General features: G+C 66.7%; 15 protein-coding genes. 7 read left to right on the top strand and 8 right to left on the bottom strand.

What is annotated here, in order from left to right; all coding sequences use genetic code 11:
* The first annotated feature begins 81 nt into the window (after positions 1 to 81).
* Positions 82 to 1,047, top strand: coding sequence for a LysR family transcriptional regulator (locus tag EWM63_RS01025; RefSeq protein WP_130184890.1), 966 nt, complete (start codon positions 82 to 84; stop codon positions 1,045 to 1,047).
* A gap of 124 nt (positions 1,048 to 1,171) precedes the next feature.
* On the opposite strand, the gene EWM63_RS01020 is transcribed toward EWM63_RS01025, so the two are convergent.
* The 3 genes from EWM63_RS01020 to EWM63_RS01010 form a co-directional block, all read right to left on the bottom strand.
* Entirely contained in the window at positions 1,172 to 3,655 is a 2,484-nt protein-coding gene (locus tag EWM63_RS01020; protein WP_229487660.1) for a TonB-dependent receptor, read from the bottom strand.
* A gap of 156 nt (positions 3,656 to 3,811) precedes the next feature.
* Positions 3,812 to 4,780, bottom strand: coding sequence for a FecR domain-containing protein (locus EWM63_RS01015; protein WP_229487659.1), 969 nt, complete (start codon positions 4,778 to 4,780; stop codon positions 3,812 to 3,814).
* Positions 4,780 to 5,289, bottom strand: coding sequence for a sigma-70 family RNA polymerase sigma factor (locus tag EWM63_RS01010; RefSeq protein ID WP_130184888.1), 510 nt, complete (start codon positions 5,287 to 5,289; stop codon positions 4,780 to 4,782). Before EWM63_RS01010 ends, EWM63_RS01015 begins: the two co-directional genes overlap by 1 nt.
* Before the next feature lie 334 nt (positions 5,290 to 5,623).
* Between EWM63_RS01010 and EWM63_RS01005 the strand changes: the two genes are divergently transcribed.
* A complete protein-coding gene (locus EWM63_RS01005; protein ID WP_130184887.1) occupies positions 5,624 to 6,571 on the top strand; it encodes a 5'/3'-nucleotidase SurE in 948 nt (315 codons plus the stop codon).
* 8 nt (positions 6,572 to 6,579) lie between these two features.
* Positions 6,580 to 7,233, top strand: coding sequence for a hypothetical protein (locus tag EWM63_RS01000; protein ID WP_229487658.1), 654 nt, complete (start codon positions 6,580 to 6,582; stop codon positions 7,231 to 7,233).
* Positions 7,234 to 7,468: 235 nt separating this feature from the next.
* Here EWM63_RS01000 and EWM63_RS00995 read toward each other — a convergent pair whose 3' ends face one another.
* Entirely contained in the window at positions 7,469 to 8,695 is a 1,227-nt protein-coding gene (locus EWM63_RS00995) for a TetR/AcrR family transcriptional regulator (RefSeq protein ID WP_130184886.1), read from the bottom strand.
* 185 nt (positions 8,696 to 8,880) lie between these two features.
* On the opposite strand from EWM63_RS00995, the gene EWM63_RS00990 reads away from it, so the two are divergent.
* The gene (locus EWM63_RS00990; protein ID WP_130184885.1) at positions 8,881 to 9,318 is read left to right on the top strand and encodes a hypothetical protein; all 438 of its coding nucleotides are present in this window, start codon (positions 8,881 to 8,883) and stop codon (positions 9,316 to 9,318) included.
* A gap of 14 nt (positions 9,319 to 9,332) precedes the next feature.
* On the opposite strand, the gene EWM63_RS00985 is transcribed toward EWM63_RS00990, so the two are convergent.
* Positions 9,333 to 10,355, bottom strand: a complete 1,023-nt coding sequence (locus EWM63_RS00985; RefSeq protein WP_130184884.1) for a glycoside hydrolase family 43 protein — start codon at positions 10,353 to 10,355, stop codon at positions 9,333 to 9,335.
* A 192-nt stretch (positions 10,356 to 10,547) separates the two neighbouring features.
* Between EWM63_RS00985 and EWM63_RS00980 the strand changes: the two genes are divergently transcribed.
* Complete coding sequence (locus tag EWM63_RS00980; protein ID WP_165390710.1) at positions 10,548 to 11,846, top strand: glycoside hydrolase family 28 protein; 1,299 nt, start codon at positions 10,548 to 10,550, stop codon at positions 11,844 to 11,846.
* Between the two features lie 20 nt (positions 11,847 to 11,866).
* Here the strand turns inward: EWM63_RS00980 and EWM63_RS00975 are convergent, their stop codons facing one another.
* Positions 11,867 to 12,958: a glycoside hydrolase family 43 protein gene (locus EWM63_RS00975; protein ID WP_130184882.1), complete on the bottom strand. Its 1,092-nt coding sequence runs from the start codon at positions 12,956 to 12,958 to the stop codon at positions 11,867 to 11,869.
* 256 nt (positions 12,959 to 13,214) lie between these two features.
* Here EWM63_RS00975 and EWM63_RS00970 point away from each other — a divergent pair, with 256 nt between their 5' ends.
* Both EWM63_RS00970 and EWM63_RS00965 read left to right on the top strand, forming a co-directional pair.
* On the top strand, positions 13,215 to 14,024 hold the full coding sequence (locus tag EWM63_RS00970; protein ID WP_130184881.1) for a TorF family putative porin: 810 nt from the start codon (positions 13,215 to 13,217) through the stop codon (positions 14,022 to 14,024).
* A gap of 47 nt (positions 14,025 to 14,071) precedes the next feature.
* Entirely contained in the window at positions 14,072 to 16,003 is a 1,932-nt protein-coding gene (locus EWM63_RS00965; protein ID WP_130184880.1) for a methyl-accepting chemotaxis protein, read from the top strand.
* A 147-nt stretch (positions 16,004 to 16,150) separates the two neighbouring features.
* Here EWM63_RS00965 and EWM63_RS00960 read toward each other — a convergent pair whose 3' ends face one another.
* Complete coding sequence (locus tag EWM63_RS00960) at positions 16,151 to 16,708, bottom strand: hypothetical protein (protein WP_130184879.1); 558 nt, start codon at positions 16,706 to 16,708, stop codon at positions 16,151 to 16,153.
* Between the two features lie 109 nt (positions 16,709 to 16,817).
* A complete protein-coding gene (locus tag EWM63_RS00955) occupies positions 16,818 to 17,321 on the bottom strand; it encodes a hypothetical protein (protein ID WP_130184878.1) in 504 nt (167 codons plus the stop codon).
* Positions 17,322 to 17,382: the final 61 nt, after the last annotated feature.

Genomic DNA, 17,382 nt, shown 5'->3' with positions numbered 1-17,382 from the left:
TCCAGATGAAAATCAGATACCGGAGCACTTGCTGGTGCGATTCGCCTGTTTTTCAGGCACATCAATGATTGGATTATTGCAATGGAATTAAGACGGTTGCGTTATTTCCTGGCCGTGGCGGAAGAGGGCAATGTGACCCGGGCGGCGGAGCGGCTCGGCATCGGCCAGCCTCCGCTGAGCCAGCAGATCCTCACGCTGGAGCGGGAACTCGACGTGCAACTGTTCCATCGCACGGGCCATGGGGTGTCGCTTACGGAAGCCGGCAAGGCGTTGATGGCAGATGCCAAGCGGCTGCTGAACGATGCGCAGAGCGCTGTGGCGAATGCGCAACGCGCCGGCCGCGGCGAAACGGGCCGCCTGCACCTTGGCTCGACCGCCTCGGCCGCGTTCCACCCGATCGTGCGCGCGCTGATCCGCGCGTTTCGCGCCACGTATCCGGGCGTGGCGCTCACGCTGACCGAAGGCACGACCACGCAGTTGCTGGCACTGCTGGAGGAAGGGCGGCTCGACCTGGCGCTGATGCGCCCCGGCACCCACTCGTTTGCCGGCATCGCGCTGTACCAGATCGCCAGCGAGCCGATGAAGGTGGTGCTGCCGGCCGGTCATCCGCTGGCGAAGAGCCGCCGCATTCCACTGACGGCGCTGGCGGCCGAATCGTTCGTGCTGATTCCCCGCGAGGAAAGCCCGATGCTCCACGACGAAATCTTCAACGCATGCCGCAAGGCGGGCTTCGAGCCGCTGCCGGGGCAGCAGGCGCCGCAGCTGTCGTCGGTCGTCAACCTCGTGTCCGCCGAATTCGGTGTCTCGATCGTTCCGGCATCCGTCAGCCAGATCCGCGCGGAGGGCGTGGTGTATGCGGACATCGCCGATGCGAAGGTCGTCACCAACCTGGCGCTGGCGTCGCGCGATGCGGAACCTTCCGCGAAGGTGGCCAACTTCCTCGCGCTGGCCGAACAGGCGCGGTCGGCGGCGGGCGTGGCGGCGGGCGGCCCGCGCCGGCGGCCACGGGGCCCCGCCGGCAAGGGCGCCGCGCCGGTCAACCGTTGAAACAACGCCGGTCGGGATGCGAAGGGCTGAGAAGATCGTGGTGTGGGATGGGCTGGCCGTCTGTCCCGCCGGCGATGCGCGGCGGTCACTCGTGAAAGCGTGACTGCCGCGCGACGCGTGGTGGTTACCAGCGGTGCTGGTAGCTGGCGCTCAGCACGGCGCCAAGGGCCGGCAAGCGGCTCGTGTTGTTGCTGTTTCGCATGAGCTGGCTGTAGGCGGGCAGGTAGTAGCGGTCCAGCAGGTTTTCGATGCCGAACGTGATGGCATCGCGCGCCGTCAGCTGGTAGCGGCCGGTCAGGTCGAGCGTGGTGTAACTGGACACGTCGCGGCGGCCGAAGCTGGCCGCGCCATTCAGGCGCGAGTCGCGGGCACCATAGTGGGTGGCCTGCAAACGGGCGCTCCAGGCGTCGCCCGGCTTGTATTGCACGTAAGCGGTGACCTTGGTCGGCGGAATGCGGTAACCCGTCATGACCTGGTCCTGCGTGCTGCCTTGCGGCGTTTCGCGGCCCGACATCGCTGTCAGCGTGGCGCCATAGCCCCACGAGGAGGCGACCGGCAGATAATCGACGGCCGCTTCCAGGCCGCGGATCTTTTCCGCGGTGCGCGTCAGGATCAGCCCGTTGTTGAAGCTTTGCAGGTCGCCCAGTTTCGACGTCGTATAGAACAGCGCCAGCGTTCCGTGCAGCGCGCCGGCACCGCCGCGCCAGCCGAGCTCGTAGTTATTCGTCTTGACCGGCGCCAGTGCCGACGAGGTGAGGTTGAACGCCGGCGTGGCGTTGCGGACCTGCAGCCCCATGTCCGGCAGCTGGAAGCCCTGGCTGAACGAGGCATACAGTTCGTGCCCCTTGGCCGGCTTGAACACCGCGCCCACGTTTGCCAGCCAGGCGGCATACGACAACGTGCCGCCCCGCACCTGGCGCGGGCTGGCGGCACGGATCTGCGACAGCGGCACGAAATCGTCGAAATGCGCGCGGGCATGCTCGCGGCGCAAGCCGCCTTCGAGCGCCCAGGCCTGGCTGATCCGGTATTGCAGCTGACCGAAGCCGCCGATGCTGCGGGTGGTCAGCGATGGCATGTACATCACCGTCCGGCTCGGCTCGAAAACCAGACCCCCGCTGGCGTCATACGCGGCCGCGTCGAAAAAATCGTTCGGCATGTCGCTGCGTTCGTGGTTGGCGTCCAGGCCCCACAGCAGCTTCCAGTCCTTGGCCAGCGGCGTGTCGAACGTGGCCCGCCCGCCCCAGATCGTCGAGTTCTGCATCACCTGGTCGACGTTGTTGCCGCGCGTGGCGACCGCGCGCGCGTCGAACGGCGTGAATCGCGTGAAGTAATCCCGGAAATACAACTGGGTCGACAGGGAACTGCCGGCGATATTCCCGTGCTGGTAACTGGCGTTGAGCAGCGTGTTCCTGATCTGGTTCTGCTTGTCCAGGCGCAGGCCATGGATCGGCGCGGCGACCGCGGAACCGGCGGGCAGGCGCGCCACCGAGGGATCGGAAGCAACCTCGCTGTCCTGCTCGGCCACGTAGCGGCTGGCGCTCAGTTGCACGCGCTGGTGGCGGTCGATGCGCATGCCGATCTTGCCGCCGACGGTGTAGTTTTCGCTGTCGAACAGGTCGCCCTGGCTGGGCTCGGGCGCGATGCGCCGGCCCTTGCCGTCGTAGGAGGCGCCGATATGCTGCAGGCCGACATTGACGGCATAGTCCACCGCGCCGGCGGACCCGGACAGGTAATGGCTGATTTCGCCGCCGAGGCTGTCGGCACGCGGCTGCGACAACGACGAGCGCAACGACACGGTCGTTTCCGCATGGGGCGCGCCGCCGGCCGGCCGCGTGGTGATGGCGATGATGCCGCCGCTGGCGCCGGCCCCGTAGATGGCGCTGCTGCCGCGCAGCACTTCGACGCTTTCAATGCTGGCCAGGTTCAGTGTCGCCATATTGCGCGCCGAATCGCGGTTCGTGTTCAGCGGGATGCCGTCGACCAGCACCAGCGCGTTGCGGCCACGCAGCGTCTGGCCATAGTCGGTGATGGTGCGGCTTGAATCGGCCATGCCGGGTACTGCCTTGCTCAGCACGGTCGCCAGGCTGTCGGACGCCTGGCGCAGTTCAACGAACTCATCGCGCCCGATCAAGGTGCTTTGCCGCGTCGGCCGGACCAGCTCGCTGTTGGTGCGCTGCGCCGTGATCTCGACGGTCGGCAGCTCCGTCACCGCGATGTCGGCGCGCGGAATGGCGTTGCCGGCAGGTGCCCCGGCCTCGAGCACGTAGCCGCCACTGGACAGCCGTCGCACCTGCAGCCCACTGCCTTGCAGCAAGCGTGTGAAGCCGTCGCTGACGGAGAAGCTGCCGCGCAGCCCCGGGCTGGTTTTCCCTTCCAATAAACGGCTGTCGAATGACAGCGCCACGCCGGCATCGGCGGCAAAGCGGGACAGGACCTGGCCGAGCGGGCCCGCCGCGATATCGCGGTAGGTGGCGGCGGCGGTGCCGGGCGCCGGCTGTGCCTGGGCGGCTGGCACCAGGGATGCTGCCGACAGCATGGCGGCGGCATATCCGATGGCCAGCGACAGAGGGCTGCGCCGCAAGACGCCCGCACCGGGGGACCGGAGCATGCCGGGTTGGTGTGCCGTCCCGGCATGTGCCCGTTCTTGCTGCTGATCTTGCAGATCCTGCTGAAAATTCATTACGGCCTTTCGATCATCAAATGTGCTGTCTCATCTGATATGTCGAACGAGAATCGAAAAAGGCTCAAATATTTTCAGTGATATTCAGGCTGGCCCCACGGTGACCCAGTAGCGGGTCAGGTACCGCACCCTGATCGCGTGGGTTTGCGCCAGCAGCGACAGCGCCAGGTCGGTGTCGGCCACGGGAAAGGCGCCCGAGACCGCGAGCATGGCGACAGCTGGATCGCACTGCAGCGTACCGCGGCGATAGCGGTCCAGCTCGGCCAGGAAGTGCGACATCGGCATCCGGTCCGCGATCAGCATGCCTTGCCGCCAGGCCGTGACGGCTTCGTCGACGGCGGTGGATGCGCCGATGTGCGAACGGGAAAACGATGCCTGCCGGCCGGCGGGAATAATGGCCTTGGCCGAGGGCATGCCGCGTGGATCGACCTCCACGGCGCCGGCAAACACCGCCACATGACTGAGGTCGTCTTGCTGGCGGACCGTGAAGCGCGTGCCAAGCGCGCGGATCATGCCGTCACGGACGGCCACTTGGAATGGACGGGGCGGATACGCAGTGTCCTTTGCGGTGCCGACGAGGATCTCGCCCCGCCGCAGGTGGACGATCCGGTCCGTGCGGTCGAATGCGATGTCGATGCCGGTGTCCGTGTTGAGGATCACCTGGGATCCGTCGTCCAGGGCCAGCGTGCGGCGTTCGCCGGTGGCCGTGCTGTAGGTCACCGCCTGTGTCCATGGCGCGCCGCGGTAAGCGAGCCACGCGGCTGGCCCGGCCACCAGCAGGGTGGCCAGCGCCTTGACGGCCACGCGACGCTCGGGTTTCGCCATGGTCTTGAGGGCCGCGGCGCCACCGGGTGGCAAGGCCTCGAATTTGCCGAGCAGCAGGGTGGCCTTTGCCCAAGCCCGTTCATGTTCGTCGCTGCGCTGGCGCCATTGCTCGAGCTGCAGGCGCTGCCGCGTGTCCAGCGGGCCGTCGTGCAACGTCATCAGCCAGGTGGCGGCTTCCGTCAGGACGCGCTTCGAGATCGCGTCGTCGTCCTGCGTTGCGCGCGCCACTACAGCGCCACCAGGCAGCGGCGGAACGCCAGCACCATGTGGCGTTTGACGGTGCTCAGCGAAAGATCGAGCATCGCGCCGATGTCGGCATAGCACAGCCCGTCGAGCTGGGCCAGCAGGAATACCTGCTTTGCCTTGCTTGGCAAGCGGTCGAGGATGCCGTCGATCTCGGTCAGCGTTTCCAGTACCGCCAGCCGGTCTTCCGGCGATGGCTGGGCCGCCTCGGGCAATGTGGCGAGCGCCGCCAGGTAAGCCTCTTCCAGCTTCCTGCGGCGCAGATGGCTGATGAGCAAGCCCTTCGCGATGACCGTCAGGTATGCGCGCGGCTCGCGCAGATCCAGGGGCAGACGGGCAGTGAGGATACGCAGGAACGTGTCTTGCGCCAGTTCGGCCCCGAGGTCCCTGCACTGGAGCTTATGGCTGAGCCAGCTGGCCAGCCAGCCGTGATGCTCGCTGTAGAGCGTGCCTATTTGTCGATGCGCATCGACAGGGGACAGGGTTGAGTTCATTTCGGCGAAAGACCGGCTAAAAACGGTAATGAGAATTATTCTCATGTTAGCGTAAAGTACACGCCCTCGGCAAATCGACTTGCCTGCGGCGATGGACCACGCAGGTCGCAGCCTTGTCGCTCGCCTGTGCCACGGCGCGATGACGAGCCGTGCCCAGATGCGGCGGCGGAAGCGTCCCGGTCGCATAATTTTTCGAACAAATGTCTTTTAGGCTGAGAGTAGGGCCAGTGACAAGCCACTAAAACGATTAATAATTCGTACATGCGTCATGGTCTTGTCATGAACACTCGCTAGTATCGCTGCTCCACAACACAGCAGCATCCAAGAGGAATCCATGACACTACGGTTGATCTCCGCCGCCGGGCTGGCCCTGTGCGCCAGCCACGCCCTTGCCCTGAACATCGTCGTCGCCAACGATGACGGCCTGACCAGCAACGTGAAGGCGCTGTACGATGAACTACGCGCCGCCGGCCATTCGGTCATCGTGTCGGTGCCGTGCACGGGCCAGAGCGGCCGCAGCTCCGCCATCGTGATGTACAGCACCACCACGATCGTGGCCGACAACGACAAGACGCAGATCGAGGCGGAAGGCGGCTGCCACAACGGCGCCGCGCCACTGGGCGCGCCGGCCGTCGGGCCGTTTACCAAGAGCGGCTACACGGGCGGCGATTACCACTATGTGCATGGCACGCCGGTGATGGCGTTGATGTACGGCCTCGACGTGCTGGCGCCGGCACGCTGGGGCAAGGCGCCCGACCTGGTGTTGTCCGGCCCGAACGAAGGCCAGAACGTGGGCAAGGTGGTGATCAACTCGGGCACCATCGGCAATGCCCAGTTCGCCGCGGGGCGCGGCCTGCCGGCGATCGCGCTTAGTGCCGGTACCGACACCGTCGACAACACGGGCCTGGCCAATCCACGCTCGCGCATCGTTGCCCAGCTGGCCGTGAAGCTGGTCGCGGCGCTGCAGGCCAAGGCCGGCAATGGCGCGCTGCTGCCGGCCGGCATGGCCCTGAACGTGAACTTCCCCGACGCACCGGCGGCGAACGTGGGCTGGGCGTTCGCCCGCCAGGGCACCTACGATACCTATCGGCTGAAATTCGCCAGTGCCGCGCCATGGGGCCTGTCGGGCGCGGCGCCCGGTGCGGCGACCGCCGACCAGGCCGAGGACGAAGCCCTCGTCTACAAGACCCGGGTGGCCGTCACCGCCATGCAGGTCGGCTACGAGCAGCGCCCCGCGGCGCAGCAGTGGCTGCGCCTGCGCCTGCGCGAGATGTTCCAGTGAGCCGCGCCATGAAGCCGATGTCACGCCGCGGTGCTGCGGCCGCGCTGCTGGCCCCATTCCTGCCATTGATGCTCGCCGCCTGCGGTAGCAGCCATGACGATGACGCGCCCACGATGAAGGTGACCGAGCTGGCCGCCGGCGCCTATGCCGTCAGCACGGGCGATGCCGCCAGTCCCGTCGACGGCAAGTACTACGCCGGCGCCGATGGCAGCCGGCTGCTCGTCCTCAACAACAGTGACCAGGCCGCCGCCGCCCTCTACCGGCGCGACGGCAACGGCCCTTGGCGCGGCACGCCCGCGGCGGACGCCGATACCGTGGTGGACCTGACGGGCAACAACACCATCGCGGCCAGCACGCCCGGCGTGGCGTCCGTCGCGGGCCGGTATGAAGTGCGCCTGGCCTCGGGTGCGGCGGCTGCGTTCTCGGTCGGCGCCGGCGGCGATATCGTGCCGGGCACCACGGCGTGCAGGCTGTCCGGCAAGGTGGCGGCTTCCACGCTGCCGAACACGCTCAAGCTCACGCTGGCCACGGCCGGCTGCGGCGACCTGCCGGCCGGGGTGGAGGGCTATCTGGTGATCGATGCCGACTATGCGCCGGCCGCCTTCCGGCTGCTGGGCACGGGCGGCACCGCGCCGCTCGACCTGTGGGCCTACCCCGGCTGATCGCCAGCCACACGGCAGGGCCATGCCGCCCGAAATCCCATGCAGCAACTGCCCAGCTCGTGTCCACCATGGGGTCAACCCCGGAATCGGACACGAGCTCGACACTAACGTCGTTGGAAAGCACGTTGACCACGGTTGCGACTGCCGAGCCCGTGTCCATTTTTGGGGTTGACCCCAAGGTGGACACAGGCTCGGCCTTGGTGCCTGCGGTCAGGAAGCAGGCGGGTGCCCTGTTCTATCGGTGGCGGTCCTGCAGCCACCGGGCGGCGGCGGTGAACGCCGCCTGCACCGACTGTTCGCATGCGTCGCCCGGTGGCAGGCTGTTGATCAGCCCCGTCAATCCCAGCGACACCACCTGTGCGCAGAGCGCGTCGATGCCGGGCGTGTCGGGCAGGTATTTCCGGAACACCCTGGCCAGATGGATGCCGCGCCGGCTGCGCATGTGCGCCGTGTGCGGCACGAGTTCGGGCATGTGCGTGGCGGCCAGCGCAACCGCGCAGTTGGCGCGCGCCAGGTCCAGCTTGCGGCCGTCGCCCTCGCTGCGCAGGCGCTGCACGTCGTCCAGGCCGGGGCCATCGACGGCGCCGAGCACGTGGGCGGTGATCGACGCCAGCCCGGCCAGCACGAGATGGTGCTGCGTGGGGAAGCGGTAGCTCAGCGTGGTGTGGGCAATGCCGATGTCCGCCGCCACCGCCCGGTGCGTCAGGCCGCCGATGCCCTCGGCGGCCAGGCGCATGCCGCAGGCGCGCGCCGCCGGTGCCAGCCATGCGGGCACGCGTGCGCTATCGGCGCCGGCCGCGGGCGGCTCCATCGCGTGGCGCATGCGTTCGCCCGCGTGGACGAACAGCGCATCTTCCGCCGCCGCCGCCGACCCCGCGGCCGGGCCGGCGAACAGGCGCTGCAGGCAGAGCCGGCGCAGCATCCGGTAGGGCAGGTTGCCATCCAGGGCGAGCCCGTAGAACTGCTCGGCGATCGCGTAGCCGTGCCACCAGCCGCAGGCCAGCATCGGCCCGGGAATGCCGGCCCTGCGGCCGAATTCATCCCAGAAGCCGCGGCGTTGCCCGGCCCAGCCCGCAAACGCCGGGCGCAGCGACGGGTCCGAGGCGCTGGCATGCAGCATGGCCACGTACAGCATCGAGAGCGCCCGCCGCGCCGTGGCTTCTTCCTCCAGCATCGCCTCGGCCAGGTCGGCGGCCATCGCTGGCGTCATGGCACCCATGGCCGCCAGCGTCGCGCGCCAGCGCTCGAACGGCACGGCGTCGCTGGCGCTGGCGGCCCGACAGATGGCCGCGAGCACGCCGGCCCGGTCGCCAAAATGCGTGGCGAGCACGGTCACGGAAACGCCCAGTTTCTGGGCCAGCGGCCGCAGCGCCAGCGCATGCAGGCCGCCGCCACCGGCCACGATGTCGCACGCGGCCGCGAGCAGCGCCCCGGCGGACGGCGTCTTGCGGGTGGTTTTCATGGCGGTGGCCAGCTCGGTCAATGGATGCTCGGACGAAGGACGGACTGCGCGATTGTAGAGGGTAATCGCGGCTGCGGGGACCCGCGGGTGCCGGCACACGCCCTGTGCCGGCAGTGCCGCGACGCTTTGGCGTACCATGGCGCTGGTGGAACGTGGAGCGGCCGCTCCCACCGCCAGGAGATTGCATGAAACACATCCGACGAATCCTGTGCGTGGCGCTGGCTTGCCTGGTGCCGGCGTGCGCTCTGCCGGCACAGGGGCGGGCGCCAGGTGACGCCAGCGGCAAGATCCCGTATGCAAGCGGCGGCGCCAGCGCGGCCGAACGCACCGCGCTGGCCACCCGGCGCGACGACTACAACCTGCGCCTCGTCTTTGGCGTGCACGATTCAAACGCGATGGTGGCCAATGTGGCACTGACGGTCGACGACGTCCGGCGGGGCCGGGTGTTCGCGCTGCAAGGCAGCGGGCCGCTGGTCTTCCTGAAGGTGCCGCCCGGTACCTACACGGTGGTGGCCACGTCCCGGGGCGTCGAACAGCGGCGCCGGGTCACCGTGGACGTTGCCGGCGGCGCCCGCGACCTGTATTTCTACTGGATCCGCGAGCGTGCCCCAACACGGCCTTGAGCGATAGTGGCAGTCTATTGCCGGGCAACCGCCGGCGCCTTCTTGTCCGCCACCGGTTCGCCGAAGTCCGGCGTGCCGTCCGCCCGCCATGCGATCGCCTGCGCGCGGGTATGGCGGTTCGGATCGTGCAGCGAATCCCCGGGGATATGCTCGTAGCCGCGCGCGTGGTAGACGAGGATGTCGGTCTTGCCATCGGGTGTGGTGGTGAACGAGTTGTGCCCCGGGCCATACTGGCCGGTGGCCTTGCTGCTCGCGAAGACGGGCTTCGGCGACTTCGTCCACGACTTCGCATCGAGCAGGTTCGCCCTGGCATCGGCCGTGACCATGCCCAGCGCATAGTTCGCATCCGTGGCGCTGGCCGAATAGGTGACGAACACGCGGCCGTTCTTCACCAGCACGGCCGGCGCCTCGTTGACGTCGAACTTCACCTTTTCCCACGGATGTTCGGGCGTGGTCAGCAGGGTTGCCGGGCCCTTGATCGACAGCGGCGTATCCATTTCCGCGATGTACACGGCCGTCATGTGCTTGTCCGACTTGGGCGGGCGCTGGGTCCACAGCAGGTAGCGCCGGCCGTCCAGGGCGAACGTGGTGGCGTCGAGCGCGAACATTTCCCAGCCCGTCTTGAGCTGCCCGCGCTCGCGCCACGTGCCCTCGAGCGGATTGGCGGCGTCGTTCTCGAGCACATACAGGCGGATGTCCATCGGCGCATCGGAGCGGCCGGCGGTGAAATAGATGTACCACTTGCCGTCGATGCGGTGCATCTCGGGCGCCCAGATACTGGCCGCCATCTCCCCGGAAGCATGCTTGCGCCAGACGACCTTGCTCTCGCCCTTGCCGATCCCGTTCAGGTCGCGCGCGCGGCGCACCTCGATGCGGTCGTATTCAGGCGCCGTCGCGGTCAGGTAGTAATAGCCATCGGCCTGCAGGGTCACGTGGGGATCGGCACGCTGCGTCACCAGGGGATTGTCGAACACGGGGGCGGCGCCGGCGGTGGAGAAGACCAGGGCGGCAAGCACGGGGAGGGTACGGTAGGGCATGTCTCGAGGATATCGTTATGGTGCGGCGAGTGTGCCATCAGCCCCGCCCCGCGCGCCAATCACTTTTGCCGGCCCAGGGATGCCCGAACGGATATCGCGCAATGGATCAAGTTCCTGACTGAATGGCCTGCGGCGCTGGCCTGCCGGGCAGTACGGCTCTACCATGGCCGGTCCATTCCCATGAGGTCCGGCATGCCCAACCACCCGCTCAACCGCCGCAGTTTCACCCTGTCGCTGCTGGCCACGCCCTTCCTTGCGCTGCCGGCCTGCGCCACGCTGGACGATTCCCAGCGCTTCGCCATCACCGCATTCGGCGCCGTGGCCGACGACCGGACCGTCAACACGGCCGCGATCCAGAAGGCCATCGACCACGCGGCCGGGCAGGGCGGCGGCACCGTGGTGGTGCCGGCCGGCGTGTTCGTCAGCGGCGCATTGTTCCTCAAGCCGAAGGTGAACCTGCACCTGGACAAGGGCGCCGTGCTGAAATGCTCGACGGAGCTGTCGAATTTTCCCGCGCAGCGCACCCGCATCGAAGGGCATTTCGCGCCCAGCTTCAACCCGGCGCTGGTCAATGCGAACGGCTGCGACGGCCTGGTGATTTCCGGCGAAGGCACGCTCGACGGCGCGGGAAGGCCGATCTGGGACCGGTTCTGGCAGCTGCGCAATGCCGCGCCCGACCCGCACAACTTCGCCAACATCAGCGTGCCGCGCGCCCGTCTGGCGCTGATCGAGCGGTCGCGCGGCGTGACCGTCGAAGGTGTCACGTTCAAGGATTCGCAGTTCTGGAACCTGCACCTGTACCGCTGCCAGGACGTGACGGTGCGCGGCGCGCGCTTCGAGGTGCCGGATGACTACAAGCAGGCACCCAGCACCGATGGCGTGGACCTGGACAGCTGCCAGCGCGTGACCATCGAGAACTGCTATTTCTCCGTGACGGACGACTGCATCGCCGCCAAGGGTTCCAAGGGCCCGTTCGCGATGGATGACAAGGACAGCCCGCCGGTCGAACAGATCCGCGTGCGTAACTGCGAGTTCCGCCGGGGTCATGGCGTGATGACGCTGGGCAGCGAAGCCACCATCGTGCGCGATGTCATTGTGGAAAACTGCAAGGTGGGGCCGGGCGTCTCCAACGTGGCCGTGCTGAAGCTGCGCGCCGACACGCCACAGCATTACGAGAACATCCACTTCCGCGGCCTCACGCTCGATTCCGAACGCGGCCTGATCGTGGCTTTCCGCCCGTGGACGCAGTACTTCAACCTGAAGGGCGCGCCGCCGCCGAAGTCGGTCGTGCGCAACATCAGCCTCGTCGACATCAAGGGTCGCTTCGGCACGTTCGGCAAGATCGCGCCCAATCCGGGCCAGACGGAAATCGCCGACATCCTGCTGAAGGATATCGACGTCGACCTGAAGACAGGTACGCTGGACGCAACGGGCGCGAGCAACCTGCGGCTGGAGAACGTGCGCGTCAACGGCAAGCCGCTGACGCTCTAGGCGCTTCCCCCGGCGGCGGGCTACTGCGTCGGCTTGCAGTGGTCCCGTTCCGGCGGAGAAGGCGCCATCACATGGTCGCCATCGAGGTCCACACGCTGGTTCAGGATCTCGAGCCTCCCGCCGGCATCGCGCACCTCGTACAGCTTGCCGCGCGCGTTCTTGAAGGGCCGGTGCACCACCAGCATGCGCTTGCCGTCGAACGTGTCGAACAGCATGCCGTGGCCCGAATCGCGCCGCACGATCGGTTCGAGCTGTTCCCACGGGCCGGCCAGCTCGCCGGATGCGGAGCGGGCCACCGACTGCACGTAGCCGTTGCGGTCATAGCTCGACCACAGCATCAGCAGGCTGCCATCCTTCGACGGATACAGCTGCGGCCCGTCGGTCACGTAGACATTGGTTTTCGCCGGCGTGCCGTCCGGCGCCACCGGGCGTTGCCCGTTCGACCACGGCGCGCCCGATGCCTTGAACAGCAGTTTCGGCGGACCGGCCGGTTTAAGGTCCTGGGTCAGCGGCAGCGCCTCGATGGTGCCGTCGCCGGCCTGGATCCACTCGTGGGCATACACATAGGAAGGCTTGCCGGCCCGGTCCACATACAGCGTGCCGTCCAGCGTCATCCGGTCCGCCGGTGCCATGGGCTCGCCGCCGTTCGCCACGGTGAACGGCCCTTCCGGGCGGTCCGCCGCCGCCATCACGGTGCCGCGCCGGTAGGCCGGCCAGCCCGACGCTGATGGCGTGGCGATGGTGGCCGCCTCGTTATGCAGCGTGGTGAAAAGATAGTACTTGCCGCGCCACGCATGCACTTCCGGTGCCCAGGCGCCGCCGTTCGCCCAACTGCCTTCGGGCAGCCTGAACACCACCTTCGGCGGCATCCATGACTTCAGGTCGCGGCTCGTGTAGGCCATGATGCCGATGCCGCATTCGCCGCTCACCAACGGCACGTTCGACGTGTACAGGTAATACGTGCCGCTGGCCTTGTCGGCCACGATATACGGATCGTGCAGCGGCATGTCGGGCATCGCCAGCCGGCGCGGCTCGGCGGCGCCGGCTGGCAGGGCCAGCGCGGCCAGCAGGATCGATGGCAACAGTGCTGCCGGGGCGGGGCGTCGTGTCATGGGGGCTCCGGGGATTTGACGGCCGAGTGTAGCCGACCGTATGCACGGGCAGAAGGGCAGGCCCGATCAATCCGCTGACCGGTTTGTTGTATCGCCGACGCACCTGGGCGAAAAAGGCGTGGACGTAAACGCACGTTTCAAGGCGATAGGCACAGATCGCGTTTATTATTGCCGTGTGGATATACATCCCGCACCGGGCGCTTTCGCCGCGCGGTACTTTTCCCCGGCATGTTCGCCGCTACCTGACGACAATCACATGAATCAAGCCCAACAGTGGAGCATCGCGCTCCTGCCCGTGCTTTGCCTTGCCGTGTTCGCGGGCGCCGCGCACGCTTCCGACACCGACGCAGAGAAGGAACCGCAGGCGCAAGCGGCGCAATGGACCGCGACCACGAGCGTCGTGTCGCAATATGTCTCGCGCGGCATCCGCCAGACGTGGGGCAAGCCCGCCGTGCAGGCCGGCGTCGACTACGTGCGGCCGGACGGCTGGTCGGCCGGCACGTGGGCGTCGACGGTCAGCGACCGCTTCATGGAAGACGGGCGCGTGGAGTGGGACCTGTATGGCGGCTACAGCGGCAGCGCCGGCGCCATCGGCTACAGCGTGATGGCGTATTGCTACGCCTATCCGGGCGCGCGGATGAGCGCCACCGGCGACCGTTTCGACTATGCGGAACTGGCGCTGGGCTTCACGTGGCGCGCGGCCTATGCAAAGTACTACCGCACCGTCAGCGCCATGTTCTTCGGCATTCCCGATTCGCGCGGCACGGGCTACCTCGACGTGGGCGCCAATCCCGACCTCGGCAACGGCTGGACGCTGAACCTGCACGCGGGTAACGGCCGCGTGGCCGGCGCCGGCAACGACATCTGGAACTGGCGCGACGCCAAGGCCGGCGTGACGAAGGACCTGGGTGGCGGCTGGAGCGCATCCTTGGCCGTCACGCGCGCCTGGGGGCGCACCGGTATCTATAAAACCTACACGACGGGGATTGCGGACAGCGCCGGGAACCTGCGCTACGCGAACGTGGCGAAGGCCACGGCTATCGTGGGCGTGAGCCGCGCGTTCTGACGCACCTTCCGACACACCTTCTGATTCAGCAATCGATGGAGAGCAGCATGACTTTGCTTCGCAACCTTTCCCTGAACGCCCGCATCAGCCTCGCCGCGACCACGCTTGTGATCGTGAGCCTGGCGCTGGTGGCCATCATCACCGGCGCGCACAACCGCGACAGCGCCGTGGACGCGGCCATGCGCCTCGCGCGCGTTTCCGCCGAGGCGGCCGCCGCCACGCTGTCGGGCCGCATCGAAGCGAATTATTCCTCGACGACCACGCTGGCCAACACCGTGGCCGCCGCGCTGGCGGCGGACAAGGGTCTGGCGCGCGACCAGGTCGATGCGGCGTCGCAGGCCTTGCTGCGCGGTTCCGATGACCTGCTGGGCGTTTCCGTGACGATGGAGCCGAACGCGCTCGATGGCCGCGACGCCGAATTCGCGGGCCAGAAACCCCGCTTCGACGCGACCGGCCGCTACATGCCGTACTTCACGCGCAAGGCCGACGGCGGCGTCCACGTCGAACCGATCACGTTCAGCGACAAGCCCGGTGCCAACGACTGGTACGACGTGCCGAAGAAAACCGGCAAGCGCTATCTCACCGAACCGACCACGTATCCCGTCGCCGGCAAGGACGTGCTGATGATCTCCCTGATGGCGCCCGTCGTTGTCGCGGGTCAGGTCAGGGGCGTGGTCAGCGCCGACTTCCTGCTGACGAAGCTGGGCGATATCCTTGCCGGCCTGAAGACGGTGGAAGAGGGCAGGCTGGCGCTCGTGTCGAACGAAGGCCTGTACGCCAGCCACCCGGACGCGGCCCGCAACGGCAAGAAGGCCGACGACATGCCGCAGGCCGCCCTGGCGGCCGTGCGTGCCGGCCAGCCGTTCGAATACGAAGCCGACGGCATCGTCAACCTGGTGCAGCCGCTGCATATTTCCGGCGGCGTGGCCCCGTGGGCCGTGCGCCTGGCATTCCCGAAAAGCGTGGCCACCGCGCCGGCGCACGAACTGATGGTGTACACGGCGATGGCCTCGGTGCTGTGCGCCGCCATCGCGGCCGCCGTGATGGTCTTCGTGCTGGGCCGCCTGACCCGGCCGCTGCGCGAACTCGCCCGCACGATGACGCAACTGGCCGGCGGCAATGCCGACCTGACGAAGCGCCTGGCGGTAAAGGGCAACGATGAACTGGCCGTGATCGGCAATGGCTTCAATACCTTCGTCGCGAAGATCGAGGCGGTGCTGGCGCGCGTGCGCGACAGTTCCGCCAGCGTGGCCGTTGCCAGCAGTGAAATCAGCCAGGGCAACGCCGACCTGTCGGCGCGCACCGAGCAGCAGGCCAGCGCGCTGGAGGAAACGGCGGCATCGATGGAAGAACTGACCAGCACCGTGAAGCAGAATTCTGACAACGCCGCGCAGGCGCGCCAGCTGGCCGCCAATGCTTCCGGCGTGGCGACACGGGGTGGCGCCGTGGTGGCCGAAGTGGTCGAGACGATGGCCGCCATCAACGCATCGTCGACGAAGGTGGTCGACATCATCGCCGTCATCGACGGCATCGCGTTCCAGACCAATATCCTGGCGCTGAACGCGGCGGTCGAAGCGGCGCGCGCTGGCGAACAGGGCCGCGGCTTTGCCGTGGTGGCGAGCGAAGTGCGCAACCTCGCGCAACGTTCGGCCAGCGCGGCCAAGGAAATCAAGGCGCTGATCGGCGATTCCGTCGCCCAGGTCGAACGCGGCAGCGCATTGGTGCAGGGCGCCGGCGCCACGATGGATGAAGTGGTGACGAGCGTGCGCAGCGTGGCCGACATCATCGCCGGCATCGCCGCGGCCAGCATCGAGCAAAGCGCCGGCATTGGGCAGGTCACGCAGGCCGTCGGCCAGATGGATGGCGTGACGCAGCAGAATGCCGCGCTGGTCGAGGAAGCGGCTGCCGCGGCGGAGAGCCTGCAGCAGCAGGCGGCCACGCTGGTGGCGCTGGTGGGAGAGTTCAGGATCGGGGCGTAAGTTCGAGGCGGCGCCTCCCACGCACTGCGCCACCAGCCGGTGGCGCGATGCGCAGCTTCGTTTCCGGAACGTGACTATTTCTCGGAATCAGCCCAGCTGGCATTTTGTCCCGGGCAGGTCAGCAGATGCATGCATGAAAATGCCGCATCAAGCGTCTCGGCGGGTGGGGTTGGCTTTGAGGATTACCTCTTTTAATGATTCGGCAGAGTAGGTCTCTTGTCCATCCAGCTCGCCTGCATCGTTAAAAACAGTTCGTCCCCATGCCTTGCAAAAAGCATATGCGACCACGGCGGCGAAAAGCCAGCTGCCGCGAGTTTTTACATCGCAAAGAATGCAGCACTCGGCATCGCCGGTAAATTTCGGGTCGCACCTGCCAATCGATACCCAACATTGATCTTTGTCGTGTTGTCCTTCGATCATGATGAAGCCATCAGTTAACGATAGAGATTCTCGACCCTGTTTATCGATCCGGACTGACGGTGTCAAAAAACCCAATTCTGCAAAAGCAAAATTTATAACGGAACTCAATTCAAGGATATCCGTCGGCATTCGCAATGCTGGTACAAAAATACTGTTTGCCATAGTGATCCCTAGGGCACTTCGCGCGCTGGTCGAGAAGCCGCCGCCGCGGGGTAGAGCTTGCAGCAGCAGGCGGGCCACGCTGGTGGCGCTGGTGGGGAGTTCGGGATTGGGCGTGAGGCGCACGTGAACCGCCGACAAGCCGCATCGCGCTGTGCCTGATCACCTTCGGTCGAGGCCAGACTGTGCTTGCGCACATGCCACAAGTGCCTGGTGCGAGCTTGCCGGGCCAGCGTTAGTCCCAGTCGTCCTGCTCTGGTGGCTTTTTCGCGGCCTTCGATAAACCCAGCCAGGAAATGCCCTGATCTTCCTGCAAGAATGTAATGCCGATGGTATTGCCATCGTAATCGTACCAGACGAGACTGCGCTGTTCGCCATAGGTATGACTTACCGTTGGGCTGCCAAAAATGTTGATCGCCTCCGCGGATGTGGATTTGAATGACAGGCCATACGGGAGCGGACCAGGATATTGTTCGAATCCACTGTCGTTCACTGCTCCATAGATCTGCAGTTCTGAAAATATCATCGACCCCTTCTCCGAAAGCGGTCCATACATTTCCTCATACAGCCCGGCGGTGTCGAAAACCAGCGAGAGGCCCGAGCTCTCGAGGCTGATTCGATCGACAGGCGTTTCCCGGAAGACGGGGCGATGTGAAATGCCGTGCGTGGCGAGATATTTGTCAAATTCGATATTCTGGGCGGGCAGGCCCAGGAATTTTGTTATTTTATCGATCGTCATGGTCTACCTTTCTGGACTGACTTGACGCGGATGTCTGACTGACAGCGCCGACGATCCAGTT

The sequence above is a fragment of the Pseudoduganella lutea genome (genome assembly GCF_004209755.1).
Taxonomy (GTDB): domain Bacteria; phylum Pseudomonadota; class Gammaproteobacteria; order Burkholderiales; family Burkholderiaceae_D; genus Rugamonas; species Rugamonas lutea.
The sequence above is the reverse complement of the archived record's forward strand: the minus strand, read 5'-3'. Positions and strand labels throughout refer to the sequence as shown.

What these genes read in the sequence shown, in the direction of transcription:
- EWM63_RS01025 (WP_130184890.1), top strand. Translation starts at nt 82, where the DNA reads ATGGAATTAAGACGGTTGCGTTATTTCCTGGCCGTGGCGGAAGAGGGC.
- EWM63_RS01020 (WP_229487660.1), bottom strand. Translation starts at nt 3,655, where the DNA reads ATGCTCCGGTCCCCCGGTGCGGGCGTCTTGCGGCGCAGCCCTCTGTCG.
- EWM63_RS01010 (WP_130184888.1), bottom strand. Translation starts at nt 5,289, where the DNA reads ATGAACTCAACCCTGTCCCCTGTCGATGCGCATCGACAAATAGGCACG.
- EWM63_RS01005 (WP_130184887.1), top strand. Translation starts at nt 5,624, where the DNA reads ATGACACTACGGTTGATCTCCGCCGCCGGGCTGGCCCTGTGCGCCAGC.
- EWM63_RS01000 (WP_229487658.1), top strand. Translation starts at nt 6,580, where the DNA reads ATGAAGCCGATGTCACGCCGCGGTGCTGCGGCCGCGCTGCTGGCCCCA.
- EWM63_RS00995 (WP_130184886.1), bottom strand. Translation starts at nt 8,695, where the DNA reads ATGAAAACCACCCGCAAGACGCCGTCCGCCGGGGCGCTGCTCGCGGCC.
- EWM63_RS00990 (WP_130184885.1), top strand. Translation starts at nt 8,881, where the DNA reads ATGAAACACATCCGACGAATCCTGTGCGTGGCGCTGGCTTGCCTGGTG.
- EWM63_RS00985 (WP_130184884.1), bottom strand. Translation starts at nt 10,355, where the DNA reads ATGCCCTACCGTACCCTCCCCGTGCTTGCCGCCCTGGTCTTCTCCACC.
- EWM63_RS00980 (WP_165390710.1), top strand. Translation starts at nt 10,548, where the DNA reads ATGCCCAACCACCCGCTCAACCGCCGCAGTTTCACCCTGTCGCTGCTG.
- EWM63_RS00975 (WP_130184882.1), bottom strand. Translation starts at nt 12,958, where the DNA reads ATGACACGACGCCCCGCCCCGGCAGCACTGTTGCCATCGATCCTGCTG.
- EWM63_RS00970 (WP_130184881.1), top strand. Translation starts at nt 13,215, where the DNA reads ATGAATCAAGCCCAACAGTGGAGCATCGCGCTCCTGCCCGTGCTTTGC.
- EWM63_RS00965 (WP_130184880.1), top strand. Translation starts at nt 14,072, where the DNA reads ATGACTTTGCTTCGCAACCTTTCCCTGAACGCCCGCATCAGCCTCGCC.
- EWM63_RS00955 (WP_130184878.1), bottom strand. Translation starts at nt 17,321, where the DNA reads ATGACGATCGATAAAATAACAAAATTCCTGGGCCTGCCCGCCCAGAAT.